6 protein-coding genes are annotated in these 7,830 nt (G+C 40.7%); 5 read left to right on the plus strand and 1 reads right to left on the minus strand.

Features of this window, described 5'->3' with window-relative positions:
* Window positions 1–197 precede the first annotated feature (197 nt).
* Window positions 198–413, minus strand: a complete 216-nt coding sequence (rpmE, locus tag A3EO_RS0111785) for a 50S ribosomal protein L31 (protein WP_013746722.1) — start codon at window positions 411–413, stop codon at window positions 198–200.
* Between the two features lie 217 nt (window positions 414–630).
* Between rpmE and priA the strand changes: the two genes are divergently transcribed.
* From priA to A3EO_RS0111810, 5 genes are all read left to right on the plus strand, one after another.
* Window positions 631–2,838 (plus strand): primosomal protein N', encoded by a 2,208-nt coding sequence (gene priA, locus A3EO_RS0111790; RefSeq protein ID WP_018347298.1) that lies wholly within the window; start codon window positions 631–633, stop codon window positions 2,836–2,838.
* Window positions 2,839–2,921: 83 nt separating this feature from the next.
* Window positions 2,922–3,734, plus strand: a complete 813-nt coding sequence (gene ftsN / locus A3EO_RS0111795) for a cell division protein FtsN (RefSeq protein WP_018347299.1) — start codon at window positions 2,922–2,924, stop codon at window positions 3,732–3,734.
* Between the two features lie 164 nt (window positions 3,735–3,898).
* Window positions 3,899–5,005 carry a sugar diacid recognition domain-containing protein gene (locus A3EO_RS0111800; protein ID WP_018347300.1) on the plus strand — a complete coding sequence of 369 codons (1,107 nt, stop codon included), beginning with the start codon at window positions 3,899–3,901 and terminating at the stop codon, window positions 5,003–5,005.
* A gap of 122 nt (window positions 5,006–5,127) precedes the next feature.
* Window positions 5,128–6,507 carry a GntP family permease gene (locus tag A3EO_RS0111805; RefSeq protein ID WP_018347301.1) on the plus strand — a complete coding sequence of 460 codons (1,380 nt, stop codon included), beginning with the start codon at window positions 5,128–5,130 and terminating at the stop codon, window positions 6,505–6,507.
* A 13-nt stretch (window positions 6,508–6,520) separates the two neighbouring features.
* Complete coding sequence (locus tag A3EO_RS0111810; protein WP_018347302.1) at window positions 6,521–7,654, plus strand: glycerate kinase; 1,134 nt, start codon at window positions 6,521–6,523, stop codon at window positions 7,652–7,654.
* The last annotated feature ends 176 nt before the right edge of the window (window positions 7,655–7,830 follow it).

Here is a 7,830-nt window from a genome sequence, read left to right on the forward strand (position 1 = left end):
ACTTTACGGACAAGGTGGTCTTTTGGAACGAGTTGTTCGAGACTTATCATCTCGATTTCATATTGGAGTGAGGGTGTATTTTTGAGCATAGGCATTTCCTTTTTTCGATATGCCTATTAGATCAAACCTCTAGAGGTATGTCTAGAGGTTTGTCAGCAGTCTGAAACCTGCTTATGAAGCAGGTTTTTATCTTTTTATTATTTTTTTGTACTAGGAATGCTGAAACGTTTGTTAAAGCGTTCAACACGACCACCAGTGTCAACAACACGTTGTTTACCAGTGAAGAATGGGTGGCATTTGTTGCACACATCTAAGCTAATATCGTGTCCGATAGTAGAACGAGTTTTAATCACATTACCGCAAGAGCAAGTTGCTGTGATTTCTTTATATTCAGGATGAATACCTTGTTTCATAATAACCTCATTTGATGATGTACCGCTATTGGTCGCTTAAGCACCAACACCGTACATATTTTTACAAAAAAACATCGCACGATGGCGACAGTAAAAAGGAATGCGCATCATATAAGAAATGGTGGCGAAATTCAATACAATCAGATTAATTATTCTGAATATTAGGGGATTTATGGGAATTTGCCTATAATAAGCTGTTTATTTTGTTGAGGTAGTGATGAGAATTGTCCGTGTTGCGTTAGATATCGCATTAAGAAATCAGTTTGATTATTTATTGCCTGATTCATTGGAAGTTACAATTGGCGCAAGAGTGCTGGTTCCATTTGGCAAACAAAAGCGCATTGGCATTGTCAGTGAATTTTTGCCCGCAAGTGAAGTGGAAAATTTAAAAACAGTGCTGAAAGTATTGGATCAACAGCCATTGTTTGATGAAAAAATGTGGCAATTAGTGTTGTGGGCAAAAGATTATTATCACTATCCTATCGGTGAAGCCTTATTTACGGCTTTACCGCTAAAATTCCGCAAAGAAGAACATCCCTCATTAACGCAGCAACAGTTTTATCAATTAACTGCATTGGGCAAAGCAGCACTGGCAGAAAATAGCCTAAAACGTGCATTAAAACAGCAAGAAATGTTGCAATTTTTGCAGCAACATCAACGCTTGGAAAAAGAGAGCGATATTTTTTCCGCCACGATAAAACGCCAATTATTGCAGAAAAATTATGTTGAATTAATCACAGATGAACAGCCTAAGCTATGGTTTGAGCGTGCGACAATTGATGCTATTCCATTAGTGAATGAAAAAAATAAATTGATGTTAAATAAAGAACAGGCGTTAGCGGTGAGTCAAATCTCTTTACGACAAGGATTTCACAGCTGGTTGTTGCAAGGCGTAACCGGTTCAGGAAAAACAGAAGTTTATTTGCAGGTGATTGAAGAGGTATTAAAACAGAAACGGCAGGTGCTGGTTTTAGTGCCGGAGATCGGTTTAACACCACAAATCATTCGCCGTTTTAATTTGCGCTTTAATGTGCCGATTGGTGTTTTACATTCCAATATGACCGATAATGCACGTCTTCAAGTGTGGCAAGAAGCGAGAAGAGGCGAATTAGCGATAGTGATCGGCACCAGATCGGCGATTTTTACCCAATTTCCCGACTTGGGATTAATTGTGTTGGATGAAGAACACGATCAATCTTTTAAGCAACAGGAGGGTTGGCGCTATCACGCTAGAGATTTGGCAGTTTATCGCGCAAAACAGCACGATATTCCGATTATTTTAGGCAGTGCAACACCGAGTTTAGAGAGTTTGCATAATGTAGAAAATCAGAAATATCATTTTATTCCATTGCGCTATCGGGCGACAAATCAGGTGGCGAACCATCAAATGGTAGTAGATTTAAAAACACAACCGATGGAAAATGGCTTGTCCTATGCTTTATTGCAACAGATGAAACAAGTGTTAGAACGGGGTGAGCAAGTGTTGCTTTTTTTAAATCGTCGAGGCTTTGCTCCTGTTTATTTGTGTCACGAATGTGGAACGGTTGAAACTTGTCCACGTTGTAATCGACCCTATACATATCATCAATCGAGGAATATTTTGCAATGCCATCATTGTGATGCTCAAAAGCCGATTCCGTTTCAGTGCGCAAATTGCGGTTCAACTCATTTGCTGACGACCGGAATAGGAACAGAACAGCTGGAGCAGGTTTTACAGCAAAAATTTCCGCAATATCAAATTGCGCGTTTGGATCGAGATAATGTCACGAAAAAAGGGGAGTTGGATCGCTATTTAGATGAAATTGCGCAAGGGAAACGGCAGATTTTGATTGGAACGCAGATGTTGGCAAAAGGGCATCATTTCCCTAATGTCGGTTTAGTTGGATTGATCAATATTGATTCGGCACTCTTTTCTTCTGATTTTCGAGCGGAAGAACGTTTGGCGCAGCTTTATGTGCAGGTTGCCGGCAGAACGGGGCGAGGTAATAAAGCAGGGTTGGTTTTATTGCAAACACATTATCCGGAACATCCGTTGTTTAATACCTTGATTTCAAAAGGTTATTCAGCATTCAGCCAACAGGCGTTGTTGCAGCGGCAACAGTTTCAATTACCGCCGTATAGTTATCAGGCATTGTTAAAAGCCAGCGGAAATAATGAAACTCAGCTGGCACAAAGCCTGACTTTTTTTGTTGAACAGCTTAAAAACTTGCCGCAGGCGTGGTTGGAGCAGCTGCAAATTGTCGGTCCATTGCCGGCATTAATGGAAAAAAGAGCCGGCAAATATCGTTGGTATGTTCTGTTTCAACATCAACAACGCAGCAAATTGCATCAGGTGCTGTTTCATATTGAAACGTTGCTGAATACGAATAAGTCGGCATCGGGCGTAAGGTTATCATTGGATATTGATCCTTATGATTTTAGCTAATCCTCTAGTCAATATTTCAAAATTTCAGTAGAATTATCGGCTGTTTAAACGTTTTATATTATTTATTCAGTTAGGAAATTGTTGTGGCACAACGAGATTATGTTTCTAGAAGTTCAGCACCGCGAAAAAGACAACAAAATGGCGGTAAGAAAAAACTGTTAATTATCCTTATTTTAGCTATTGTTATTGTGTTTGCGGTTGCCCTTTTCTTTTTAAAAGAGAAATCACCGGTTAATCAACAGCAAACAGCCGCTCCGGCAGCTAATACCTCAACCACGACCAAGAAAAGCACCTTGCCCAGCCGCCCTGAAGAAGTTTGGAGTTATATCAAACAGCTTGAAACAAGAGAAGTGCCGGTTGATGATAATGTCTCTTCCATTTCAAAAAATGTGCAGTTAACTGATGAACAAAAGAAAATTTTATTGCAGTTGGAACAGGAAAAGTTAGCTGAACAGAAAGCACAAGCACAAAAAGCACAGGAACAGGCGAAGTTACAACAGGAGTTAGCCAAAGCCCAACAAGAGCAAGCAAAACAGCAGGCGGCGCAACAGCGTCAAGCTGAAAAAGAGAGAAACGCGAATAGACAGCAGACTCAGTCGACAGCACCGGCAAAAACGGCAGTTGCCGAAGTCAAAACAGCGGATAACAGCCAAAGCAATAAAAATGCGGATAAAGGCGGTAGAAAATATGGCTTGCAGTGCGGTGCATTTAAAAACAAACCTCAAGCGGAAAATTTACAGGCACGTTTAGCAATGAGTGGCTTTAACGCTTTTACCAAAAGTTCAGCAGACTGGACGCGTGTTTTTGTTGGACCGGTTGATAGCTACAACGCAGCGGCAAGCACTAAATCAACGCTTGCCGGAAAAGGGGTAGATTGTGTGGTTGTCGGAATGTAAGCGGCAAAGATGAATTAAAAATTGAAAAGTGTTGGTGTTAAAACCAGCACTTTTTTATTATGCGTTATATTCGATTTTGCGATGAAAACAGGAATATGAAAAAGCACATATTAAATACGCTCACTGGGTAAAACAACAGTATTTAGGTGATTAAGGGTGGCGTGATGAAAATAAACAAAGAGATAGCACAAAAAATTGTGTGGCGCACAATGAAGATTATTCCCTATTCGGTTAATGTGATGGATGAGAATGGGGTGATTATCGCTTCAGGCAATGCCTCTCGTTTGAACCAACGTCACACAGGTGCTGTTCTGGCGATTAGAGAAAATCGGGTGGTGGAAATTACGGCAGAGTTGGCAAAATTATGGAATTTTGAGGCACAGGAAGGGATCAATCTACCAATCAATTATCAAGGCAAAATTCTTGGTGTTGTCGGTATTTCCGGTAAACCGGATGAGGTGAAGCCATTTGCAGAATTAGTGAAAATGAGTGCGGAATTGATTGCCGAACAGGCATTTGTGCTTGAACAGGAGCGTTGGCATCACCGCTATAAAGAAGAGTTTATATTGCAATTATTAAATGGTGTTTTGGATGCGGCGTGTTGTGCACAGCAAGCCTCTTTTTTTACGATCGATTTAACGAAGCCTTATGTTGCTGTGATTATTAAATTAATTGATTCGACAAAAGCAGATTTACAGGAATTGATTAATTATTTAGCGCAAGTACAAAATGAACAGGATCTTCATTTTGCCCTGCTTTCTTTTGAAGCTGTTGTGGTGTTGAGTGCCAATCCGCAGCTGAAAAATCGCCAATATTTATCTAAATTATTGCCACCGAATAGCAGTGTTCATCGCTATAAATTTGCGGTAGGCGCAATGCGATCGGATGATGTTGATCTCTCTTTCTCTTATAAAACAGCGGTAAGAACATTAGCTTATGGACAGCGTTTTTTCCCGAAACGGAATGTCTATTTTTTTGAGGAGTATAAATTGCCGGTCTTGCTGGATGAGCTATTACAATCGTGGCAAGTGTCCGAATTGCTTAAACCACTACAAAAGTTATATCAAAAAGATCATTCTCATCAATTACAAAAAACGTTGCAGCAATATTTTTTCTCAAATTGTGATCCGGCACGCACTGCAACAGAACTCTTTATTCATATCAATACATTGCGTTATCGGCTGAATAGAATTGAGCAAATAACAGGCTTGTCTTTCAATAAGATAGAAGATCTTTTTATTTTATATATCAGTACATTATTGCAACGTTAATTGTATTTTTGTACAAATTAATAAGTCTAAAAACTTATTTTATTGTTAATTCAGACAATGTATTTTTTAAAATAAGGTTAAATAATGCCTAATAGATGCACAATATGACAAAGGAGGCTTCTATGACAGGCGTTTCTCTTATTATCACTTTTATCATCGCGATTATGGTTATGATCTGGATGATTGCAAAATTGAAAGTTCATCCGTTTTTAGCCTTGATGAGTGTTTCTTTAGCGTTGGCATTATTGGCAGGCATACCGCTCAATAAAATTCCGTCTATGATAGGGGAGGGCTTTAGTGGCACATTCAAAAGTATCGGTATTGTGATTATCTTTGGGGCAATTATTGGTACTATCCTCGAAAAAACCGGTGCGGCACTTAAATTAGCCGATATGGTGGTTAAAGTTGTCGGTCAAAAAAGACCGGAATTAGCGATGTTGATTATGGGATGGGGTGTCGGTATTCCTGTTTTCTGTGATAGCGGTTTCGTGGTGTTAAATCCGATCAGAGAGGCAATACAGAAGAAAATTGCTGCCAATCCGGTCGGAACAGCGGTGGCATTGAGTGGTGGTCTTTATGCGGCACACGTTTTCATCCCGCCAACACCGGGCCCAATTGCGGTAGCCGGAGGCGTTGGGCTTGAACACAATTTATTATTAGTCATTGTGATGGGGATTGTCGTTTCCATACCGGTTTTAGCAGCAAGTTATCTCTTTGCAAAATATATCGGTAAACGTGTCACTGTCAGCAGTGATGGCAAAGATGATGAATTAATTGCGCAAAGTTATGACGAATTGCTTAAACGTTACGGTAAATTACCGAGTGGCGGCTTAAGCTTAGCACCGATTTTTATTCCGATTATTTTAATGGCGTTGGGTTCAATTACTAAAATTCTAGGTTTAAGCGGCGATGCCAGCAATTTAATTCTCTTTTTAGGTAATCCGATTCTTGCACTTGCAGTCGGCGTAGTGTTTGCTGTTATTTTGATTTTCCATTCAGGAAAAGCGAGTGAATTTGAACAATTAACCAACGACACATTAAAAATTGTCGGACCGATTTTGTTTATCACAGCAGCCGGCGGTGTATTAGGTAAAGTTATCGTTGAAGCCGGTTTTGTTGAATATATTAAACAGAATGCGGTTACGATCAGTACTGCAGGCATTTTCTTCCCATTTTTAATTTCTGCCATTTTGAAAACTGCACAAGGCAGTTCCACAGTGGCAATGATTACAACCGCAGCGATTATGGGAATGTTTAATGCACAAGACTCTTTAATGAGCACATTGGGATTAACTTCTGAAATTGCCGCTGCCTTAACCGTAATGGCAATCGCTGCCGGTGCGATGTGTGTTTCCCACGCAAATGACAGTTATTTCTGGGTGGTCACCAACTTCAGTAAAATGACACCGCAACAGGGGTACCGCACACAAACAGCATTAACTTTCATTATGGGAATTGTGGGTATATTAACAGTTTATCTATTATCTCTCATCTTGTTGTAACTAAGGAGCTGATATGAAAATTGTGATTGCCCCCGATTCATTTAAAGAAAGTCTGACCGCATTGCAAGTTGCGCAAGCAATAGAAATCGGGTTTAAAAAAATTTTTCCTGATGCGGAATATATCAAAGTACCGATGGCGGATGGTGGCGAAGGCACCGTACAATCGTTGATTGATGCTTGGCAAGGGCAATCGATGGTAACGGAAGTGACTGCACCTTTGGGGAATAGAGTATTGGCGGAGTGGGGATTGTCCGCCAATCGTAAGACTGCCATTATTGAAATGGCAGCCGCGTCCGGATTACATCTTGTGGCAGAAAATGAACGCAATCCGCTAATTACCGGCAGTTATGGCACGGGCGAACTGATCAAAGCCGCATTAAATTTCGGTGTGGAAAAAATTATTCTCGGTATTGGTGGCAGCGCAACGAATGATGCCGGCGTTGGAATGTTGCAGGCATTGGGAGCCGTATTTTTAGATGATGAAGGCAAACCGTTAGTAGCAGGCGGGGTCGCATTAAAACAGTTGTCTAAAATTGATCTGTCTGCATTGGATCCAAGATTGGCAACAACGCAAATTGAAGTGGCTTGTGATGTGGATAATCCGTTATGTGGTGAACGCGGCGCTTCGGCAGTATTCGGCCCACAAAAAGGGGCTACAGCGGCAATGATCAAAGAATTGGATGCCGCCTTATCTTTGTTCTCACAAAAAGTAAAACAGCAATTAAATAAGGATATTGCCAACATTGCCGGCGCAGGTGCTGCCGGTGGAATGGGAGCCGGATTGCAACTGCTACCGAATTGCCGTCTTAAATCAGGCGTTGACATCATTCTTGAGGCAACGCATTTGTCGAAAGTGGTGGCGGATGCGGATTTGGTCATTACCGGCGAAGGCAGAATGGATAGCCAAACTGTGTATGGTAAAACGCCGGTTGGTGTAGCAAAAACGGCAAAACGTTTCCATAAACCGGTGATTGCCATAGTGGGTTGTTTGCGAGCAGATTACGAAGTGGTTTATGATGCCGGTATCGATGCAGTTTTCCCAATTATTCGTAATTTGGCTTCATTATCGGATACTTTGGCACAAGGACGAGAAAATCTGATTTCCACCGCTCAAAATGTGGCAAGAACATTGAAATTGAAGATTTAAGATTAATATCGAAATATCCCTAATTTGTTCAATTAGGGATATTTCAGACTGCTGACAAACCCATCTTTCCAAAATCATTTGATAAAAGTGGGTTTGTTTTTTTACTTTGTCGCTTTTCTCTTGCTTTTCCTTTCAGATAATGGTGCCAGCGGTCATTTTCGCTGATTGTTTTACCC

The sequence above is a fragment of the Gallibacterium anatis DSM 16844 = F 149 genome (genome assembly GCF_000379785.1).
Classification (GTDB): domain Bacteria; phylum Pseudomonadota; class Gammaproteobacteria; order Enterobacterales; family Pasteurellaceae; genus Gallibacterium; species Gallibacterium anatis.